The 19,237-nt window shown below is 72.2% G+C and carries 20 protein-coding genes and 1 tRNA gene; 11 read left to right on the forward strand and 10 right to left on the reverse strand.

Going from position 1 to position 19,237, the window contains the following annotated elements:
* The first annotated feature begins 30 nt into the window (after positions 1-30).
* Positions 31-1,236, forward strand: coding sequence for a gephyrin-like molybdotransferase receptor GlpR (gene glpR / locus IF28_RS0108475; protein WP_030216199.1), 1,206 nt, complete (start codon positions 31-33; stop codon positions 1,234-1,236).
* A 60-nt stretch (positions 1,237-1,296) separates the two neighbouring features.
* Positions 1,297-1,370, forward strand: a tRNA-Ala gene (locus IF28_RS0108480).
* A gap of 117 nt (positions 1,371-1,487) precedes the next feature.
* On the opposite strand, the gene IF28_RS0108485 is transcribed toward IF28_RS0108480, so the two are convergent.
* The 3 genes from IF28_RS0108485 to IF28_RS0108495 all read right to left on the reverse strand — a co-directional run bounded on the left by IF28_RS0108485 (position 1,488) and on the right by IF28_RS0108495 (position 2,764).
* Positions 1,488-1,997: a tetratricopeptide repeat protein gene (locus IF28_RS0108485; protein ID WP_030216200.1), complete on the reverse strand. Its 510-nt coding sequence runs from the start codon at positions 1,995-1,997 to the stop codon at positions 1,488-1,490.
* A gap of 89 nt (positions 1,998-2,086) precedes the next feature.
* A complete protein-coding gene (locus tag IF28_RS37600; protein WP_234325035.1) occupies positions 2,087-2,185 on the reverse strand; it encodes an RICIN domain-containing protein in 99 nt (32 codons plus the stop codon).
* A gap of 102 nt (positions 2,186-2,287) precedes the next feature.
* Positions 2,288-2,764: a GNAT family N-acetyltransferase gene (locus IF28_RS0108495; RefSeq protein WP_030216201.1), complete on the reverse strand. Its 477-nt coding sequence runs from the start codon at positions 2,762-2,764 to the stop codon at positions 2,288-2,290.
* Between the two features lie 49 nt (positions 2,765-2,813).
* Between IF28_RS0108495 and IF28_RS0108500 the strand changes: the two genes are divergently transcribed.
* Positions 2,814-3,617 carry an exodeoxyribonuclease III gene (locus IF28_RS0108500; protein ID WP_030216203.1) on the forward strand — a complete coding sequence of 268 codons (804 nt, stop codon included), beginning with the start codon at positions 2,814-2,816 and terminating at the stop codon, positions 3,615-3,617.
* A gap of 6 nt (positions 3,618-3,623) precedes the next feature.
* Here IF28_RS0108500 and IF28_RS0108505 read toward each other — a convergent pair whose 3' ends face one another.
* A complete protein-coding gene (locus tag IF28_RS0108505) occupies positions 3,624-4,244 on the reverse strand; it encodes a MerR family transcriptional regulator (protein ID WP_030216204.1) in 621 nt (206 codons plus the stop codon).
* Between the two features lie 172 nt (positions 4,245-4,416).
* Here IF28_RS0108505 and IF28_RS0108510 point away from each other — a divergent pair, with 172 nt between their 5' ends.
* The 4 genes from IF28_RS0108510 to IF28_RS39405 all read left to right on the forward strand — a co-directional run bounded on the left by IF28_RS0108510 (position 4,417) and on the right by IF28_RS39405 (position 8,035).
* Complete coding sequence (locus IF28_RS0108510; RefSeq protein ID WP_030216205.1) at positions 4,417-5,973, forward strand: flavin-containing monooxygenase; 1,557 nt, start codon at positions 4,417-4,419, stop codon at positions 5,971-5,973.
* Complete coding sequence (locus IF28_RS0108515) at positions 5,970-6,899, forward strand: alpha/beta fold hydrolase (RefSeq protein ID WP_030216207.1); 930 nt, start codon at positions 5,970-5,972, stop codon at positions 6,897-6,899. The genes IF28_RS0108510 and IF28_RS0108515 overlap by 4 nt, the downstream gene beginning before the upstream one ends.
* Complete coding sequence (locus IF28_RS0108520) at positions 6,896-7,780, forward strand: SDR family oxidoreductase (protein WP_030216209.1); 885 nt, start codon at positions 6,896-6,898, stop codon at positions 7,778-7,780. The genes IF28_RS0108515 and IF28_RS0108520 overlap by 4 nt, the downstream gene beginning before the upstream one ends.
* Before the next feature lie 78 nt (positions 7,781-7,858).
* A complete protein-coding gene (locus IF28_RS39405) occupies positions 7,859-8,035 on the forward strand; it encodes a hypothetical protein (RefSeq protein WP_199808968.1) in 177 nt (58 codons plus the stop codon).
* Between the two features lie 79 nt (positions 8,036-8,114).
* Here the strand turns inward: IF28_RS39405 and IF28_RS0108530 are convergent, their stop codons facing one another.
* Positions 8,115-11,369, reverse strand: a complete 3,255-nt coding sequence (locus IF28_RS0108530; protein ID WP_030216211.1) for a S41 family peptidase — start codon at positions 11,367-11,369, stop codon at positions 8,115-8,117.
* A gap of 171 nt (positions 11,370-11,540) precedes the next feature.
* Here IF28_RS0108530 and IF28_RS0108535 point away from each other — a divergent pair, with 171 nt between their 5' ends.
* Positions 11,541-12,140 carry a TetR/AcrR family transcriptional regulator gene (locus IF28_RS0108535; RefSeq protein ID WP_030216212.1) on the forward strand — a complete coding sequence of 200 codons (600 nt, stop codon included), beginning with the start codon at positions 11,541-11,543 and terminating at the stop codon, positions 12,138-12,140.
* Positions 12,141-12,254: 114 nt separating this feature from the next.
* Positions 12,255-14,462, forward strand: a complete 2,208-nt coding sequence (locus tag IF28_RS0108540; protein ID WP_030216214.1) for an MMPL family transporter — start codon at positions 12,255-12,257, stop codon at positions 14,460-14,462.
* Positions 14,463-14,548: 86 nt separating this feature from the next.
* On the opposite strand, the gene IF28_RS0108545 is transcribed toward IF28_RS0108540, so the two are convergent.
* Together IF28_RS0108545 and IF28_RS0108550 are read right to left on the reverse strand one after the other, a co-directional pair.
* Positions 14,549-14,815 carry a type II toxin-antitoxin system RelE family toxin gene (locus IF28_RS0108545; RefSeq protein WP_030216215.1) on the reverse strand — a complete coding sequence of 89 codons (267 nt, stop codon included), beginning with the start codon at positions 14,813-14,815 and terminating at the stop codon, positions 14,549-14,551.
* Entirely contained in the window at positions 14,808-15,074 is a 267-nt protein-coding gene (locus tag IF28_RS0108550; protein ID WP_030216216.1) for a type II toxin-antitoxin system Phd/YefM family antitoxin, read from the reverse strand. The genes IF28_RS0108545 and IF28_RS0108550 overlap by 8 nt, the downstream gene beginning before the upstream one ends.
* A gap of 84 nt (positions 15,075-15,158) precedes the next feature.
* Between IF28_RS0108550 and IF28_RS0108555 the strand changes: the two genes are divergently transcribed.
* Both IF28_RS0108555 and IF28_RS0108560 read left to right on the forward strand, forming a co-directional pair.
* A complete protein-coding gene (locus IF28_RS0108555) occupies positions 15,159-16,004 on the forward strand; it encodes a DMT family transporter (protein WP_030216220.1) in 846 nt (281 codons plus the stop codon).
* 81 nt (positions 16,005-16,085) lie between these two features.
* Entirely contained in the window at positions 16,086-16,361 is a 276-nt protein-coding gene (locus tag IF28_RS0108560) for a DUF1876 domain-containing protein (protein ID WP_030216222.1), read from the forward strand.
* 15 nt (positions 16,362-16,376) lie between these two features.
* On the opposite strand, the gene IF28_RS0108565 is transcribed toward IF28_RS0108560, so the two are convergent.
* From IF28_RS0108565 to cbiQ, 3 genes are all read right to left on the reverse strand, one after another.
* The gene (locus IF28_RS0108565) at positions 16,377-17,606 is read right to left on the reverse strand and encodes a serine hydrolase domain-containing protein (RefSeq protein WP_051713680.1); all 1,230 of its coding nucleotides are present in this window, start codon (positions 17,604-17,606) and stop codon (positions 16,377-16,379) included.
* A gap of 120 nt (positions 17,607-17,726) precedes the next feature.
* Positions 17,727-18,488, reverse strand: a complete 762-nt coding sequence (locus tag IF28_RS0108570; RefSeq protein ID WP_037892849.1) for an energy-coupling factor ABC transporter ATP-binding protein — start codon at positions 18,486-18,488, stop codon at positions 17,727-17,729.
* Entirely contained in the window at positions 18,476-19,237 is a 762-nt protein-coding gene (gene cbiQ, locus IF28_RS0108575) for a cobalt ECF transporter T component CbiQ (protein ID WP_030216226.1), read from the reverse strand. The genes IF28_RS0108570 and cbiQ overlap by 13 nt, the downstream gene beginning before the upstream one ends.

The raw sequence follows: 19,237 nt of genomic DNA on the forward strand, positions 1-19,237 counted from the left end.
CCCCGTGCAAACCCCTCTACCGTGTGAGACGTGAGCAGCAGCGGCCTCATCTACGCAGTCATCGTCGGGGCCTGGGCCGCCTACTTGGTGCCGATGTGGCTCCGTAGGCAGGACGAGCTGAACGAGGCCCGTCCGACGGAACGCTTCAGCACCGCCATCCGATTGCTGTCCGGACGGGCGGGGATGGAGCGCCGGTACGCCAAGGACCTGCGGGCGCGCTCCGCCGACGAGGGGGAGTACGACGTCCACGACCCGGACGCGGTCACCGACTCGGTGGACGTCCGGGCCTTCGCCGTGACCCGGACCCGTCCGCAGGCTCAGGCACCGGTACCGCCGGCTCCCGCGGAGCGGCCCGAACCGGCGCCCGCGCGGCCCCCGCGTGAACGCGCGGAGCGGCGGGTTCCCGAACCGGCTCCCGCGCGCGAGCGCGTTCCGGCCGCCCGCCCCGGATCGGACGCCCAGCGGGCCCGGGCGGCGCAGGCCGCCGCCGCGCGCGCCCAGCGTTCCAAGGCGCTCGCCCGCCGTCGGCGCACCACCACGATGCTGTTCGCCGCGTTCACGCTCGGCGCGGTCGTCGCGGCGGTCGGCGGACTGGCCTTCCTGTGGGCGCCCGCCGTGCCGGCCGTACTGCTGAGCGCGTACATCGCCTACCTCCGCTCCCAGGAGCGACGCCGCTTCGCCTACCAGATGGACCGCCGTCAGGCCGAGGTCGCGGCGCAGCGGCTGCGTGAGCGGGAGCGCCAGCCGCGCCGCCGCCCGTCCGTCGAGGACGCCGACGCGGACGAACCGGAGGGCCCGGAAGCCGGTGTCGTCACCGACCCGGACCTCACCGCGCTCGCCGCGGACCGGCGTGCGCTCGTCGAACAGACGGACCACGCCGAGTGGGTCGACCAGCAGCGTGAGCGCCGCCGGCGCCCCGACCAGGGAGGCGACAGCTGGGACCCGGTCCCGGTGCCGCTGCCCACGTATGTGACGGCCCCGGTCGCCCCGCGCGCGAGCGGCGACGTGGACCTGGGCGCCCCGGACGCCTGGAGCTCGGCCCGCTCCAGCGCCGTGCCGGCGGACGAGGCGCAGCCCGCGGCGGACGAGGCGGAACCGGACCCGGCGGCCCCCGCCGACGACACCCGCACCGACGCCCGGCGCGCGGCCTCCGCCCGCCGCTCCCGCGAACGCGGCCGCACCCCCCTCTTCGACCAGTACGAGGACGGCGACCGGCCGAAGGCCGCCAACGAGTAGCGCCAGGCCAACGGATTACCGAGCACCCCGATCGGGATGCTAAAGTTTCACTCGTTGCAAGGGCCTGTGGCGCAGTCTGGTAGCGCACCTCGTTCGCATCGAGGGGGTCTGGGGTTCAAATCCCCACAGGTCCACGCACGACTGTTCTCGAGTCAGCTCGGGAGCGGTTGACAAGATCCCGACCGATCTTCCTGATCGGTTGGGATCTTCGTCGTTTCCGGGGCTGTGGCGCGGAGCGGCGGGCGGGCTGCTCAGCCGTTCGGAAGCGGGTCGGTGATGGCCGCGGTGTAGTGGGCGAGGGATCTGCCGTAGCTGGGCAGATGGCGGGAGAGCGCGCCGAGGGCCAGCGCCGCGGCCTCCCGTTCGCGTCCGAGGTCGACGAGGGTCAGGGCGAGGAACGCGGTGACCGCGTCGTCGAGGTGGTCCGACGTCCTCCCGCGCTCCGCGAGGAGCAGGTCGGCGCCGGCCTGCGGTCGGCCGAGGGCGCGCAGCGTACTCGCGAGCTGGATGACCGCCTGCCGTCGGCGGCCGCCGTCCAGGCCGCGGTCCAGGGCCTGCCGGTAGAGGGCGACGGCTTGCTCGCCCAGGTCGGTGGCGTCGTAGGCGGACGCGAGCTCGAACGCGGCGACGGCGTGCCCGTGCGGTAGTTCGCCGGTCAGCGTCCTCATCATCGAGCGGAACTCCGCCGCGTCGTGGTCGTCGAAGGCGTCCCACAGGGCGGCGCACCGTCGTTCCCACTCCGCCGTGATCTTCATGGTCATCGTCGTAGCTTCGCAGACGGGGCGGGCCGCCGGAACGGAGCACGAAAGCCCCGGCCGCGAGCACCGGCCGGGGCATCTGTGAGTGGGGGTCAGGCGAGGGTCCACTTCTGGTTGGTGGCGCCTGTGCAGGTCCAGATCTGCGGCGGCGTGCCGTCGGCGGCGGAACCGCCGGCGACGTCCGCGCACATGCCGCCGATGCCCATAAAGCGCCCGGCCGATCGCTTGATGAGCGGTTGAGGCCGACTTGAGAAGGTGCCGCGCCGGGTGCGCTCCTACGGCGGTGACCGGCCTCAGAGCGGCTTCGCGTAGCAGAGGCTGTCCTCGTGGAAGCGGTAGTAGCCGAACTTCCCGCAGGGGTCGTAGCCGCTGGAGGCGTACAGGGCTATGGCCTCCGGCTGCTTGGTGCCGGTCTCCAGGACCATACGGACGCGGCCGGCCGCGCGGGCGTCCTCCTCCAGGGCCGCCAGGATGCGGCGGGCCAGCCCGCGGCCCCGCATCTGCTCGATGACGTACATGCGCTTCAGCTCCGCGTCGCCGTCCTGGTTGCCCTCCTCGTTGGCGTCCTGGACGCGCCAGCCGCCGGAGGCCACGGGGACGCCGGCGTCGTCGTACGCGATCAGGTAGACGCCGTTCGGGGGGCGGAAGTCCGCCGGGTCCATGTGGGTCGCGTCGCCGCCGTCGCCGTAGCGGACCTCGTACTCGGCCTGGACTTCGGCGTCGAGCTTCACGGCGTCGGGGTGGTCGTAGGGGACCGGGCGGATTTCCATGCCGAATACCGTAAAACACGCCCGGAGGCCGATGTCGTATCGTGCCCTGATGCTCACTGTGACCTCCGTCAACGTCAATGGTCTGCGGGCCGCCGCCAAGAAGGGCTTCGTGGAGTGGCTGGCCGGGACCTCCGCCGATGTGATCTGTCTGCAGGAGGTGCGGGCGGAGGCGAAGCAGTTGCCGGAGGGCGTGCGGGAGCCCGAGGGGTGGCATGTGGTGCACGCTCCCGCCGCCGCCAAGGGGCGTGCGGGGGTGTCCCTGTACTCGCGGCGTGCGCCCGAGCGCACGCGGATCGGGTTCGGGTCGGACGAGTTCGACGACAGCGGGCGGTATGCGGAGATCGACCTGCCCGGGGTGACCGTCGCGTCCCTGTATCTGCCCTCGGGGGAGGTCGGGACCGAGCGGCAGGACGAGAAGGTCCGGTTCATGGACGAGTTCCTCGCCCATCTCAAGGAGCTGCGGGTGCGGGCCGCCGCCGAGGGGCGCGAGGTCGTCGTGTGCGGCGACTGGAACATCGCCCATGAGAAGGCCGACCTGAAGAACTGGCGCGGCAACACCAAGAGCTCCGGGTTCCTGCCCGAGGAGCGGCAGTGGCTGTCCCGGGTCCTCGCCGCGGACGACGGCGGGTACGTCGATGTCGTACGGGCGCTGCATCCGGACGTGGAGGGGCCGTACTCCTGGTGGTCGTACCGGGGGCGGGCCTTCGACAACGACACCGGCTGGCGGATCGACCTCGCCGTCGCGACCCCCGGGCTCGCCGCCCGCGCGGTGAAGGCCTACGTCGAGCGGGCCGCCACGCACGCCGAGCGGTGGTCGGACCACGCTCCGGTGACGGTGGTCTTCGACCGCTGACGCGGGTCAGTCCCCCTTGCGCAGCCGTCGGTCCAGCGCCAGGGAGAGTTCCGCGTCCACCACGCTGCGGGCCAGCGGGCGCAGGCGGTGCACCGCCTCCTCCGGGGCGTGGCGGAGGATGAGGTCCGCGAAGAGGTCGGCCAGGGTGTCGGCGTGGGTGCGGACCTCCGCGCCGGTGCGCAGCACCTCCGCGAGCGGGATGCCCTCACGAACCAGCGCCGACGACACCTCCAGCAGGCGTCGGCTGATGTGGACGATCTCCTCGCCGTCGACACCGACATAACCGAGGTCCATCGCCGCCGCCAGGTTCTCCGGGGTGACCTCGCCCGAGAAGTGGTCGGCGAGCTCCTCGGGGGTGAGGCGGACCGGGGTCTCCTCGGTCGGGGTGTCCATGCCGAGGAGGTCGCCCACGTCCCGGCCGTGGTCGAAGGCCTCGGCGAGCTCGGCTATCCCGTTCAGGGTGTGGCCGCGTTCCAGCAGCGCCGTGATGGTGCGCAGCCGGGCCAGATGCTGGTCGTCGTACCAGGCGATGCGGCCCTCACGGCGCGGTGGCGGGATCAGTTTGCGTTCGCGGTAGAACCGCAGGGTGCGCACCGTGATGCCGGCCAGCCGGGCCAGCTCGTCCATGCGGTACTCGCGTCGCGGTCCCGAAGTGTCCTCTGCCACGACTGCAGCCTAGGGCGTACCGTCGGTAACTTTCCTCGCGTCACCCCTACCCATGAGTACGGCGCTGCTCTACTCTCCCCATTGCGCCAGTGTTCACTGGCGGAGTTCTGAGCGATGCGTGGAGGCTTTAGGGATGGCCGAGCACGAGCAGGCACAAGGGCACGAACACGTCCGGGTGGCGGTGGTGGGGTCGGGATTCGGCGGGCTCGGGGCCGCCGTACGGCTGCGGCGCGAGGGAATCACCGACTTCGTCGTCCTGGAACGGGCGAGCAGCGTCGGCGGCACCTGGCGCGACAACAGCTATCCCGGCTGCGCCTGCGACGTACCGTCGCACCTGTACTCCTTCTCCTTCGCGCCCAACCCCGACTGGCCCCGCTCCTTCTCCGGGCAGGAGCACATCCGCGCCTACCTGGAGCACGTCACCGACACCTTCGGTCTGCGCCCGCACCTGCGCTTCGACTCGGAGGTGAAGCGGATGGTGTGGGACACCGAGCGGCTGCGCTGGGACATCGAGACCAGCAGCGGGAACCTCAGCGCGGACGTCGTCGTCTCCGCCACCGGCCCGCTCTCCGAGCCCAGACTGCCGGACATCCCCGGCCTGGACACCTTCCCCGGCAAGGTGTTCCACTCCGCCCGCTGGGACCACGACTACGACCTGCGGGGCAAGCGGGTCGCCATGGTCGGCACCGGCGCCTCCGCGATCCAGATCGTGCCGGCAGTCCAGCCCCTCGTCTCCCGGCTGACCCTCTTCCAGCGCACCCCCGCCTGGGTGCTGCCCCGCGTCGACCGGCCCATCAGCGGCGCCGAACGCGCCCTGCACCGCGCGCTGCCCCTCACCACCACACTGCGCCGCGGACTGCTGTGGGGCATCCGGGAGTTGCAGGTCCAGGCGTTCACCAAGCACCCGGGCGAACTCGGCTTCGTCGAGCAGCTCGCCAAGCGGAACATGGGCCGCGCGATCAAGGACCCGGCCCTGCGCGCCAGGCTCACCCCCGACTACCGCATCGGCTGCAAGCGGATCCTGCTGTCGAGCACCTACTACCCGGCGCTCGCTCGGCCCAATGTCGACGTCGTCGCGAGCGGGCTGAGCGAGGTGCGCGGGTCGACCGTCGTCGGCGCCGACGGGACCGAGGCCGAGGTCGACGCGATCGTGTTCGGCACCGGGTTCCATGTCACCGACATGCCCATCGCCGAGCGGGTCGTCGGGGCCGAGGGCAGGACGCTCGCCGAGGCATGGGCGGGCGGGATGCAGGCGCTGCGCGGTGCGGCCGCCGCCGGGTTCCCCAACTGGATGACGGTCATCGGGCCCAACACCGGCCTGGGGAACTCCTCCATGATCCTGATGATCGAGTCCCAGCTGAACTACCTGGCCGACTACCTCCGCCAACTCGACGTCCTGGGCGGCCGGGTCGCCCTCGACGCCCGCCCCAGTGCCGTACGGGCCTGGAACCACCGGGTGCAGGAGCGCATGAAGCGCACGGTGTGGAACACCGGCGGCTGCACCAGCTGGTACCTCGACGCGAGCGGACGCAACACCACCATCTGGCCCGGTACGACGAGCGAGTTCCGGCGCGCGACACGGCGCGTGGACCTCGCCGAGTACGCCGTCGTCCGCGCGGTCCCGGCCACCGCGCGGGACGGCCGGGAGAACGCCGGGGGCACCCCGGAGAACGCCGGGGTGACCGCATGAGCCGCCTCACCCACGTCACCTCCGGCCCGTACGCCCCGCCCGCCGCCGCCCGTGAGCTGACCGTCCGCTCCGCCGACGGCGCCCCGCTGCACGTCGAGGTGCACGGCCCCGACGACGCCCCGGCGGTCGTCCTGGCCCACGGCTGGACCTGCTCCACCGCCTTCTGGGCGGCGCAGATACGCGAACTCGCCCTCGACCATCGAGTCGTCGCCTACGACCAGCGCGGCCACGGACGGACGCCCGCCAGCCCCGCCTGCAGCACCGACGCGCTCGCCGACGACCTCGAAGCCGTCCTCACCGCCACCCTCGCGCCCGGCGAACAGGCCGTGATCGCCGGGCACTCCATGGGCGCAATGACGGTGATGGCGGCCGCCGCCCGGCCCGCCTTCCGCGCGCACACGGCCGCCGTACTGCTGTGCAGCACGGGCAGTTCGCGGCTGGTCGCGGAGTCGACGGTGCTGCCGATCCGGCCGGGCCGGACGCGCACCCGGCTGACCGGGATGGTCCTCGGCTCCCGGGCCCCGCTCGGACCGGTCACGCCGCTCGCCCGCCGCATCCTCAGGTACGCGACGATGGGCCCCGCTTCCGCCCCGCACATGGTCGACGCGTGCGCACACATCGTGCACGCCTGCCCGCGCGCGGTGCGCCACGCCTGGTCCCATGTGCTCGACGGACTCGAACTCGACCACCAACTGGCCGAGTTGCGGGTACCGGTCGAGATCGTCGCCGGCACCGCGGACCGGCTCACCCCGCCCGTGCACGCCCGCGCGCTCGCCGCCGCGCTGCCCGACTGTCTCGGCGTCACCGAACTGCCCGGCATCGGCCACATGACACCCGTCGAGGCACCCGGCCTCGTCACCGGAAAGATCCGGGCCCTGGCCGCCGCCCACATCCACTCCGTACCCGCCGTCGAGGAGAGCGCATGAGCAGGACCGGACTCGAGGGAAAGGTCGCCGTCGTCACCGGTGCGGCGCGCGGAGTGGGCGAGTTGCTGGCGCGCAAGCTCTCCGCACGCGGCGTGAAGGTGGCGCTGGTCGGACTGGAACCGGACGCGCTGAAGGACGTCTCCGCGCGGCTGCACAGTGACAGCGACCACTGGTACGCCGACGTCACCGACCACGAGGCGATGGCCCGGGTCGCCGGTGAGGTCCGGGAGCGGTTCGGGCGGGTCGACATCGTGGTCGCCAACGCCGGTGTGGCGACGGGCGGTCCGTTCGCCGAGTCCGATCCGGAGTCCTGGCGGCGGGTGATCGAGGTCAATCTGATCGGATCGGCCGTCACCGCAAGGGCGTTCCTGCCGCTGCTCACCGAGAGCCGCGGCTATCTGCTGCAGATCGCGTCCCTCGCGGCGATCACCCCCGCGCCGATGATGACGGCGTACTGCGCCTCCAAGTCCGGTGTGGAGGCATACGCGCACGCACTGCGGGGCGAGGTCGGGCACCGGGGCGTGAAGGTGGGCGTCGGGTATCTGTCGTGGACCGACACCGACATGGTGCGCGGGGCCGACCAGGACGACGTGATGCGGGAGTTGCGGCAGCGGCTGCCGTGGCCGGCCAACAAGACGTACCCGCTGGGCCCCGCCGTGGACCGGCTGGTGGACGGGATCGGGCGGCGCGCGAGCCATGTGTACGGGCAGTGGTGGCTGCGCGGGATGCAGGGCGTACGCGGGTATCTCCCGGCGGTCGTCGGGACCGTGGGACAGCGGGAGATGCGACGGTTCGGAGACCGGCTCACCGGTGTCCGCACCGGGTTGGTCGGAGCGGGCGGCAACGCCGATGAGCAGCACCGGAACACGGTGCGTGACTGATCGACATGCGCAGGGTGAGGGCCCGTGTGAATCTGATCGGGCAAGTTCCCCTCCACCCCACAACGGGAGTGAACCCACATGGGTATGAAGGATCAGTTCCAGGAGAAGTCCGAGCAGTTCCAGCAGCAGGCCAAGCAGCGCGCCCAGCAGGGCCGGGAGCAGATGCAGGGCCGTGGCCGCCGCCGGGACGAGGAGGACCCGCAGCGTCAGCAGCGGGAGTCGGAGGACCGCTTCGACCAGGACCACGACGCCTGACGTGGTGCGCTGAGAACGCCTGAACGCGTCATGCGCTGACGTGGAAGGGGTGCCCCATGGCGAAGGGGGCACCCCTTCCTCACGTCCGCGGCGGCAGCTTCGGCCGGGAGCGGTCGGGGACGTCGCGGTAGTCCGGGGGAGTGGCGGGCGGGTTGCTCTCCAGCAGCTCCAGCGCGAGCCGCACCGCGTCGTCGAGCACCGCGTACCGTCCCTCCGCCCAGTCGAGCGGGGTGCGCAGCGCCTCCAGGTCGGGTTCGACGCCCTTGTTCTCCACGGACCAGCCGTAGGCCTCGAACCAGGCCGCGTTCATCGGCACCGTGATCACCGTGCCGTCGCCGAGACTGTGCCGGCCGGTCATGCCGACCACACCGCCCCAGGTGCGCTGCCCCACCACCGGGCCCAGACCGAGCAGTCTGAACGCGGCGGTGATCATGTCGCCGTCGGAACTGGTCGCCTCGTCCGCGAGCGCGACGAGCGGCCCACGCGGGGCGTTGGAGGCGTACGACACCGGCTGGGCGTCGCGGGTGAGGTCCCAGCCGATGATGGTGCGGGTCAGCTTCTCCACGACGAGTTCGCTGATGTGGCCGCCCGCGTTGCCGCGCACGTCCACGATCAGCGCGGGGCGGGACATCTCCATGCGCACATCGCGGTTGAACTGCGCCCAGCCCGAGCCGCCCATGTCGGGGATGTGCAGATAGCCGCACTGCCCGCCGCTCAACTCCCGTACCACCTCGCGGCGTTTGGCCACCCAGTCCTGGTAGCGCAGCGGCGTCTCGTCGACGAGGGGGACGACGGCGACCCGGCGGGGCGGGCCCCCGCCCTCCGCCGGGACGAACGTGAGCTCCACCGTCGTACCGCCCGCTCCGGCGAGCAGCGGAGCGGGGCCGGTGACCGGGTCGACCGGGCGGCCGTCGACATGGGTGAGGACCGCGCCCTCGCGGATGCCGGTGCCGGCCAGCGGGGAGCGGGCGCGGGAGTCGGAGGAGTCACCGGGCAGGATGCGCCGCAGTGTCCAGCCGCCCTCGCGGGGTGCCAGGTTGGCCCCCAGGAGACCCTGGCGGCGCTGGTAGTGCGGAGGGCCCTCGTTGCGGCGGGCGGCGGTGACGTAGGCGTGGGAGGTGCCGAGTTCGCCGAGGACCTCGCGCAGCAGATCGGTGAACTCGTCGGGTGAGGCCACCCGTTCGACCAGCGGCCGGTACTGCTCCAGGACCGTGTCCCAGTCGATACCGCCCATGCCGGGTTCCCAGAAGTAGGCGCGGATCAGCCGCCCGGCCTCCGCGTACGCCTGACGCCACTCGGCGGCCGGGTCGGCCTCGTGCAGGATGCGGCGGGCGTCGATCCACACCGTGGAGTCGCCGTCGCCGGGCTCGGTGGCGGGGACGGCGCGCAGTTCGTCCTCGTCGACGACGACCAGCCGGGTGCCGTCGCCGCTGACCGCGAAGAAGTCGAGGTGGTCGACGAGTTCGGACTTCTTGGCCTTGCCGACGCTGAAGTGCTCCAGGGTGGGCCGGCCGCTGAGGTCGCTGGGGTTGGCGAAGGTCTCGCCGAGCGCCCCGGAGATCGGCCAGCGCAGCCACACCAGCCCGCAGCCCGCGACCGGGTACAGCCCCGAGTACTTGGACGCGGCGACCGGGAACGGGGCGACCCTGCTCTCCAGGCCCTCCGCCTCGACGGTCACCGCACCGGACTCCCCGCTCTCCTCCGCGTCCTCGACCTCGACCGGGTCGAGCCCCCCGGCGGCCGGCCGTCCCTCGGGGTTCAGCGCGAACGGGGACGGCGTCGCCGACGACAGCGGTACGAGGTAGGGGCGGCAGCCCAGCGGGAAGGACAGGTCGCCGGTGTGCACGTCGTACACCGGGTCGAAGCCGCGCCACGACAGGAAGGCGAGGTAGCGGCCGTCCCGGGTGAAGACCGGATTCTCGTCCTCGAAGCGGCCGTTGGTGACGTCGATGACCGTACGGTCCTGGATCCGGGCGAGTTTGATCTGCCGCAGCGACCGCCCGATCCCGGGGTGGGACCAGGCCAGCCAGGCGCCGTCGGGGGAGAAGGCGAGGTCGCGCACCGGTCCGTTGGGGGAGCGGATCAGCTCGGTCACCTCCCCCTGGCTCTCCTCGTCGGTGCCGATCAGGAGCAGCCTGCCGTCGTGGGCGGCCACGGCCAGCCGCTGCCCCTCCGGGTCGGCCGCCATCTCCAGCACCCGGCCCAGCCGGCCCTGGGCCAGCCTGCGGGGAGGGCGCTGGCCGGAGGCCCGGGGCAGGGAGGCGATCTCGACGGCGTCCTCGCCCTCCGCGTCCGTCACATACGCGACCTGGTCGCCGGCGCCGAGCATCTCCGGGAGCCGGACCCGTACGCCCGGGGTGTCGGTGAGCGTACGGGCGGGGCCGTCGCGGTGGGTGAGCCAGTACAGGCTGCCGCGTACGACGACGGCGCTCGCCCGGCCGGTCTCGTCGACCGAGATGCCGTCGAGGTGCCGGGCGGCCGGCACCTGGTAGGCGCGCCGGCCGGAGCGGGGGCCGCTCAGGGTCACGTCGAGGCGGTGCGGGGCCGCGCCGGGGGAGAGGTCGTCCACCAGCCACAGGTCACCCGCGCACTGGTAGACGACCCGGGTGCCGTCACTGGACGCGTGCCGGGCGTAGAAGGCGTCGTGGTCGGTGTGCCGGCGCAGGCCGGAGCCGTCGTACGCGCAGGAGTAGAGGTTGCCGACACCCTCGTGGTCGGAGAGGAAGGCGATCCGGCCGGCGACGAACATCGGGGAGTGCAGATGGCCGTCGAGCCCGTCCAGCAGCCGGTGCCCGTGCAGCCAGAGCCTGCCCATGGCGCCGCCCCGGTAGCGCTTCCAGGAGGCCGGTTCGTGCGGCGGGGTGCCGGTGAGCAGCAGCGACTTGCGCTCGCCGGCGATCTCGGCGGCCTGGATGTCGGAGACCGGGCCCCAGGGCAGTTTGCGGCCCGGACTGCCGTCGCAGGCGAGTTTGTAGGCCCAGGTGAAGTAGGAGAAGGGCTCGCCGTGGGAGGCGACGGCGAGGATCTCGGCGTGGCCGTCGTCGTCGGGGGGTGCCCAGCCGCAGACCCGGGTGTCGGAGTTGCCCCAGTAGGTGAGGCGCCGGGCGGGTCCGCCGTCCACCGGGACGAGGTGCACCTCGGGATCGAGGCTGCGCCAGCTCGTGTACGCGATGTGGCGGCCGTCGGGGGAGAAGCGGGGGTGGCCGAGCTTGGTGCGGTCGGCGGTGAGCCGCCAGGCGCGGCCCGGTGCGTCGAGCGGGGCGAGCCAGAGGTCGTCCTCGGCCACGAAGCACAGCAGGTCGTCCGTGAGGTGCGGCAGACGCAGATAGGTCACCTTCCCCATGCTTTGCCGGGGCCCCGGGCCCGGCAACTTATAAGAAACCGACATCCGTGACGCAGACCACGAACGAAACCGTTTCGTTTCGCTAGAGGGGTGGAGTACTCTCGTGGTGTACGAAACCGTGTCGTTCGATGCGGTGGACACCGGAGCGGAAGGGTGAGCGGGATGAGCGAGACGGCGACCGTACGACGCAGCCGGATCACCCCCGAGCGCGAGGCCGAGCTCTACGGCGCCGTGCTCGACCTGCTCCGGGAGGTCGGCTACGACGCCGTCACGATGGACGCCGTGGCCGCCCGCACCCGGTCCAGCAAGGCCACCCTCTACCGCCAGTGGGGCGGCAAGGCCGAGCTGGTGGTGAGAGCGATGCGCAGCCAGAAGCCCGGCGGCATCGCCGACATCGACACCGGGACCCTGCGCGGCGATCTGCACGCCATCGTCGGGCGCGAGGACGACTGCGTCATGGAGCAGAACGCCGCACTGATGCGGGCGCTCGCCATGGCCGTGCACATGAACGACGATCTCCGCCAGGCGTTCAAGGAACTCCTGGTCGAACCGGAGATGGAAGAGTTCCGGCGGATCGTGCGGCGCGCGGTGGACCGGGGCGAGATCCGCCCGGACAACCCCGCGCTGGAGTTCATGGTGCACATGCTCGTCGGCGCGTTCGCCACACGGACGCTGATCGACGACCTGCCCCCCACGCAGGAGTTCCTCGCCTCCTACATCGACGCCGTGGTGCTCCCCGCCCTCGGTGTGCCCACCCCCTGACCGTCCCCCGGGTCAGCAACCACCAGTCAGCCACCACCTGACGTCACCGCTCACGTCGTCGGGCTGATCAACCCTGCCCTGAAGCAACCACGACCTGACCGGGAGTACGCCCTCGTGGCCACTTTCCTCTATCGACTCGGCCGGTTCGCCTTCCGGCGACGGCATTTCGTAGCCCTCTTCTGGGTGGCGCTGCTGGCGCTCGCGGGCGTCGGCGCGGCCGGCGCCCCCGCGGCCGGCAACTCGTCCTTCTCGATCCCCGGCACCGAGGCCCAGAAGGCCTTCGACCTGCTGGAAGAACGTTTCCCCGGCTCCAGTGCCGACGGGGCGACCGCACGCGTGGTCTTCAAGGCGCCGGCCGGCGAGAAGATGACCGACGCCGGCCACAAGGCGGCCGTCGAGAAGACCGTCGGGGAGCTCTCCGACGGCTCCGAGGTCGCCCGCGTCACCGACCCGTACGAGGGCGGCGGCGTCAGCCAGGACGGCACCATCGCCTACGCCTCCGTGAGCTACAAGGTCTCCGGCATGGAGCTGGAGGACTCCTCCCGCGACGCCCTGGAAGGGGCCGCCGAGGACGCCCGCGACGCCGGGCTGACCGTGGAGATCGGCGGTGACGCCCTCCAGGCCGTCCCGCACACCGGGTCCGCCGAGATCATCGGCATCGGTGTCGCCGCGGTGGTCCTCGTGATCACCTTCGGCTCCCTGCTCGCCGCCGGGCTGCCGCTGCTCACCGCGATCGTCGGGGTCGGCATCGGCGTCTCCAGCATCACCGCCCTCGCCAGCACCCTGGACCTCGGCTCCACCACCTCCATCCTGGCCTCGATGATCGGCCTCGCCGTCGGCATCGACTACGCGCTCTTCGTCGTCTCCCGCTACCGCGGTGAACTCGCCGAGGGCCGCGAGCGCGAGGAGGCGGCCGGACGCGCCGTCGGCACGGCCGGCTCCGCCGTCGTCTTCGCCGGCCTCACCGTCGTGATCGCCCTGGTGGGTCTGTCGGTCGTCAACATCCCGATGCTGACGAAGATGGGCATCGCCGCCGCCGGCACCGTCGCCATCGCGGTCCTGATCGCCCTCACCCTGATCCCCGCCCTGCTCGGCTACGCCGGCCGCCGGGTCCGCCCCGCCGGCGAGAAGAGCAAGCTGTTCGGCGGCGGCCGTGCCGCGAAGAAGCCGGGGCGCCCGAACATGGGCACCCGCTGGGCGAGTTTCGTCGTACGCCGTCCGCTCGCCGTGCTGCTCCTCGGTGTCGTCGGCCTCGGTGCCGCGGCCGTCCCGGCGGCCTCGCTGGAACTGGGCCTGCCCGACGACGGCTCGCAGTCGACGTCCACCACCCAGCGCCGCGCCTACGACCTGCTCTCCGAGGGCTTCGGTCCCGGTTTCAACGGACCGCTGGTGGTCGTGGTCGACGCCAAGGACAGCGACGACCCGGACGCCGTCTTCAAGCAGGCCGGCGACGACATCAAGGGGCTCGACAACGTCGTGAACGTCGCCCCGGCCGCCCCCAACAAGGCCGGTGACACCGCGACGATCACCGTCGTCCCGGACTCCAAGCCCTCCTCGGTGACCACCGAGGACCTGGTGCACGACATCCGCGCCGCCGGTGCGGACATCAAGGCCGACACCGACGCGGACGTCCTCGTCACCGGGGCCACGGCCATGAACATCGACGTCTCGCAGAAGCTCAACGACGCGCTGGTGCCGTATCTGGTCCTGGTGGTCGGACTGGCCTTCCTGCTGCTGATCGTCGTGTTCCGCTCGATCCTCGTCCCGCTGAAGGCCGCCCTCGGCTTCCTCCTCTCCGTCCTCGCGGCCCTCGGCGCGGTCGTCGCCGTCTACCAGTGGGGCTGGCTGTCCTCGCTGATGGGCGTCGAGGAGACCGGCCCGATCATGTCGATGATGCCGATCTTCATGGTCGGCGTGGTCTTCGGACTGGCCATGGACTACGAGGTGTTCCTCGTGACCCGGATCCGGGAGGCCTACGTCCACGGCGAGAAGCCGGGGCAGGCCGTCGTGACCGGCTTCAAGTACAGCGCCCGGGTGGTGACCGCGGCCGCGGTCATCATGATCGCCGTGTTCTCCGGCTTCATCGGCTCCAGCGAGGCGATGGTCAAGATGATCGGCTTCGGCCTCGCGATCGCCGTCCTCTTCGACGCGTTCGTGGTCCGCATGGCGATCGTCCCGGCGGTACTGGCCCTGCTCGGCAAGCGCGCCTGGTGGCTGCCGAAGTGGCTGGACCGGATCCTGCCCAACGTCGACGTCGAGGGCGAGGGCCTGCGCACGGAGGACGACAGGAAGGACGAGGACAGGGAACTCGTACGGGCCTGACCGCCTGAGCGAGTACGCAGGGACCAGCCGGTGAGGGCTCCGTGGGGACGGGGCGCCCTCACCGGCTTCCTGCTTCCTACGGTGTGTCAGGCGCCGTATACGGTGGAGCGATGCCCGACGTGAACGACCCATACGGTCAGCTCCCCGTCGTCGATCGTGCAGACGACGCGGTAGCCGCCGACGCGAAGACGACGCCGGTCGGGCCGGGAGACGAGCGCGGTGGTGTGGAAACCCAGCGGGTCGGTCTCCAGTTCCGTCAGCTTCACCAGGATCCGGAGCGCCATGCCCCGGGGGACCTTGCGGAGTTCCGCCTGCGCCTCCGGCCGGAAGACGGTGCGGTAGCGGTTACTCACCACGCTCCAGCGTCTCCCTCATGACGTCCTCGATCGGGACGCCGGCGGACGGGCTCGCCATGCGCTCGTCGATGATCCGGTTGATCTCGCGCTCTTCCCACTCCTGGTATCTGCGCAGCACCTCTATCGACACGACCGCCGCCACCTGCCTGCCGCGCCGCGTGATGACCGTCGGCGTGTCGTCCCGGTCGGCCCGCTCGACCACCTCGGCCAGGTGCGCGCGCACATCACGGATGGACTCTATGGGCATCTGCGTCATGCACCAAAGGTACACGGTGTTCCATGTGTACACATGTGCTTCTCGCTGCGGGCACTCCCGGCGTGACCCGCGCGAGCACACCCCGTGACCCCGCTGGTCACCGCGGCCGTGCTGCTCGCCGCCGTCACCCACGCCAGCTGGAACGCCATCGCGCACCGGATCACCGACAAGCTCGTCGGGTTCACGCTGATCTCCGGCGGCGGGCTGCTGATCGGGCTGGCGACGGTGCCGTTCGTGCCGCTGCCGGCAGCCGGGGCGTGGCCGTATCTGTTCTGCTCGGCCGCGATCCACATCGCGTACTACGCGCTGCTGATGAAGTCCTTCCGGCTGGGCGACTTCGGCCTGGCGTACCCGATCGCCCGCGGGAGCGCGCCGCTGGCCGTCACCGTCCTGGCCGCCGTGTTCGCGCACGAGGTGCCCGACGGCTGGGCCGCCGCCGGGATCGCCCTGTCCTGTGCGGGCCTGACCGGCGTCGCCCTGTGGGGACTGCGCGGGCGCCGGCCCGACTGGGCGGCGATCGGGGCCGCCCTGGCGACCGGTCTGACCATCGCCGTCTACACCGTCGTCGACGGGCTCGGCGTCCGCGCCGCCGGTTCGTCGTTCGGCTACATCGCCTGGCTGATGGCGGTCCAAGGCACGGTGATCCCGGCGTACGCCCTCTGGCGCTGGCGGCGCGGGACGGGAGCCCGGCTCCGCCCGCACGCCACGCTCGGGCTGCTCGGCGCGGCCCTGTCCGTCGCCGCTTACGCCCTCGTCCTGTGGGCCCAGACCCGCGCGGCACTCGCCCCCATCGCGGCGCTGCGGGAGTCGTCGATCATCGTCGGGGCGGCCATCGGGGCGCTGTTCTTCAACGAACGGTTCGGTGCTTCGCGGATCGCCGCGGCCGGGCTGCTGGTCGTCGGGATCGGGCTGATGCTGCGCACGGGATAGCGCGGTCCCGGGCCGTACGGGCGGGTGCGTGGGTGCCGTGCGAGGGGCACTCTGGAACTAGGTATTCCGGAGGTGAACCTCATGATGCACACCACAGTGGGCTGGCACATCGAGATGGAGTTCATGGAGGACGAACAGCAGACACGCGCCGTCGCGATGGTCCGGCTGCCCGACGGGAGCGAGGTGCGGGCCCGCGGCCACGCGAACCGGCACCACACCGACTCCAATCAGCCACGGGTCGGGGAGGAGATCGCCGGCGCACGGGCGCTGAACGAACTCGCCATGCAGATGCTGACCAAGGCACACGGCGAGATCGACGACGCGTCGGGCCGGATCTCCCATCCGATCCACGTCTAGGACCTGTGCGGCGGATCAGGCCCCAGGCGCCGGGGAGGCGGCGACCGACGACAACGCGGCCGGGGGCACCGTCGCCCCTCGGTTCCCGTCGGCGAGCGACTGTCGTACCGCTCGGATCAGGGACTGGGCCCTGGGGTCCGCCGTCACCGTTTGGCGGAAGCCGTTGGTGACGTAGCCGAAGCCGATGGCCGACTCCGGGTCGGCGAAGCCGAGGGAGCCGCCGCGGCCCGGGTGGCCGAACGAGCCCGGGGCCAGGAAGGGGGAGGCGCCGCCGTGCAGCATGTAGCCGAGCCCGAAACGGGTGTTGACCACCAGCACCCGGTCGGGGCCGGCCGACTCCTCGGCGCGGGCGAGGTCGACGGTGGCCGGGTCGAGGAGGCGGACGCCGTCGAGCGGGCCGGTCAGTGCGGCGTAGAAGCGGGCCAGCCCGTCCGCCGTCGCGATCCCGTTGGCGGCGGGCAGGGCCGCCGTGTGGAACGCCGGGGCGTTCTGGTCGGGGAACGGGGTGATCGCCCCGAAGGCGCGGCGGGTGAGCGAGGCCGGGTCGGCGTAGGCGTCGGTGACCGAGCGCTTGGGCCGGGCGCGGAGTGTCCCGGACGGCTCCGGCCCCTCGATCCGGCCGACCGTGCCGACACGGTGGGCCTGCGCGTCGGGCAGCCCCACCCACAGGTCCAGGCCCAGCGGGGCGGCGAACTCCGACGCGATCCACTCCCCGGAACCCCGGCCCGTCAGCCGTCGTACCAGCTCGTCGACCAGCCAGCCGTAGGTCAGCGCGTGATAGCCGTGGTCGGTGCCCGGCTCCCACACGGGGGCCTGCGCGGCGACCGCCTCGGCCGACCGCACGGGATCGGCGGCCTCGTCCAGGGTGAGGGGGCGGTCCAGGACGGGAAGGCCCGCGCGGTGGTTCAGTACGTGCCGCACCAGCAGCCGTTCCTTGCCGTGGGCCTTGAACCGCGGCCAGTAGTGGCCGACCGGCGCGTCCAGGTCCAGTTCGCCGCGCTGGTGCAGCAGCAGGAGTACGGCGGCGGCGACGCCCTTGGTCGCCGAGCGCACCACCTGCGCGGTGTCCCGCTCCCACGGCTCCGCGCCGTCGACGTCCTTCACCCCGGCCCACAGATCGACGACCTTGCGTCCGTCCCGGTACACGGCGACGGCCGCGCCCCGCTCCCCGAGCGTCTCGAAGTTCCGCGCGAACGCCTCCCGGACCGGCTCGAATCCCCCGGCCACCGTGCCGTGCACGTCCACGTTCCTCGGTCCTTCCCACTCGCCTGAGACACTCGCCTGAGACACTCGCCTGAGACACCCGTCTGCGACACCGCGTCCAACAGCGCCGCCGCGCCCGTGATTCCTGCCGGTCCGCGATCGTTACGGAGCGGCCGGCACCGACCGCGGATCGAAGCCGTACGGCAGCTCGAGCCGGTGCGCCCGCATCAGCGCGTCGTCGGCGAGCAGCTCCGCCGTGCCGCCGTCCGCCGCGATCACCCCGTCGCTGAGGATCAGCGAGCGCGGGCACAGCTCGAGGGCGTACGGCAGGTCGTGCGTGACCATCAGGACGGTGACGTCCAGGGAGCGCAGGATGTCGGCGAGTTCGCGGCGCGAGGCCGGGTCCAGGTTGGAGGACGGCTCGTCCAGGACCAGGATCTCCGGCTCCATGGCGAGTACGGTCGCCACGGCCACCCGGCGCCGCTGCCCGAAGGAGAGGTGGTGGGGCGGGCGGTCCTTGAACTCCGTCATGCCGACCAGGCCCAGCGCCCGGTCCACCCGCTCCTCCAGCTCGGGCCCCCGGAGCCCGGCCGCCGCCGGTCCGAACGCCACGTCCTCGCGCACCGTCGGCATGAAGAGCTGGTCGTCCGGGTCCTGGAAGACGATGCCGACCCGGCGACGGATCTCGGCCATGTGCCGGCCGCCGACGGGCAGCCCGGCCACCGTCACCGTGCCCGTGCCGCCGGTCAGGATGCCGTTGAGATGCAGGACGAGGGTCGTCTTGCCGGCCCCGTTCGGGCCCAGCAGCGCCACCCGCTCACCGCGCGCGATCGAGAAGTCGACGCCGAACAGGGCCTGATGGCCGTCGGGATAGGCGAAGGCGAGGCCGGAGACCTCCAGCGATGCGGTACTCACAGGGTCCATCCCAGCAGACATACGACGAGGGCGGCCGAGGGGAGGGCGAGGGCGTACGACCACTGCGCCCGGGACGCGGTCGACTCGTCGATCACCGGCATCGAGCCGGCGTAACCGCGGCTCACCATGGCCAGATGGACCCGCTCGCCGCGTTCGTAGGAGCGGATGAACAGCGCGCCCGCCGACTTGGCCAGCACACCCCAGTGGCGCATCCCGCGCGCCTCGAAGCCGCGGGACTCGCGGGCGATCCGCATGCGCCGCATCTCGTCCGTGATGACATCGCCGTAGCGGACCATGAAGGACGCGATCTGCACCAGCAGCGGCGGCAGCCTCAGCCGCTGGAGGCCGAGGAGGAGTTCGCGCAGCTCGGTGGTGGAGGCGAGGAGGACCGAGGCGGCCACACCGAGGGTGCCCTTGGCCAGCACGTTCCACGCGCCCCACAGCCCGTTCACGCTCAGCGACAGCCCGAGGACGTCCACCCGCTCGCCCTCCGCCACGAACGGCAGCAGGACGGCGAAGGCGACGAACGGCACCTCGATCAGCAGGCGCTTCAGCAGGAAGCCGGCCGGGACGCGGGCGGCGTACGCGACGAGGGCGAGCAGTCCGGCGTACACCGCGAACGCCCACATCGCCTCGCGCGGGGTGGACACCACGACCACCACGAAGGCGAAGACGGCCGCGAGCTTGGTGTGCGGCGGCAGCGCGTGCACGGAGGAGTGCCCGTGCCGGTACAGCCGGTGCGCGTGGCCCGCTCCCAC

It is taken from the genome of Streptomyces sp. NRRL WC-3626, from assembly GCF_000718785.1.
Lineage (GTDB): Bacteria > Actinomycetota > Actinomycetes > Streptomycetales > Streptomycetaceae > Streptomyces > Streptomyces edwardsiae.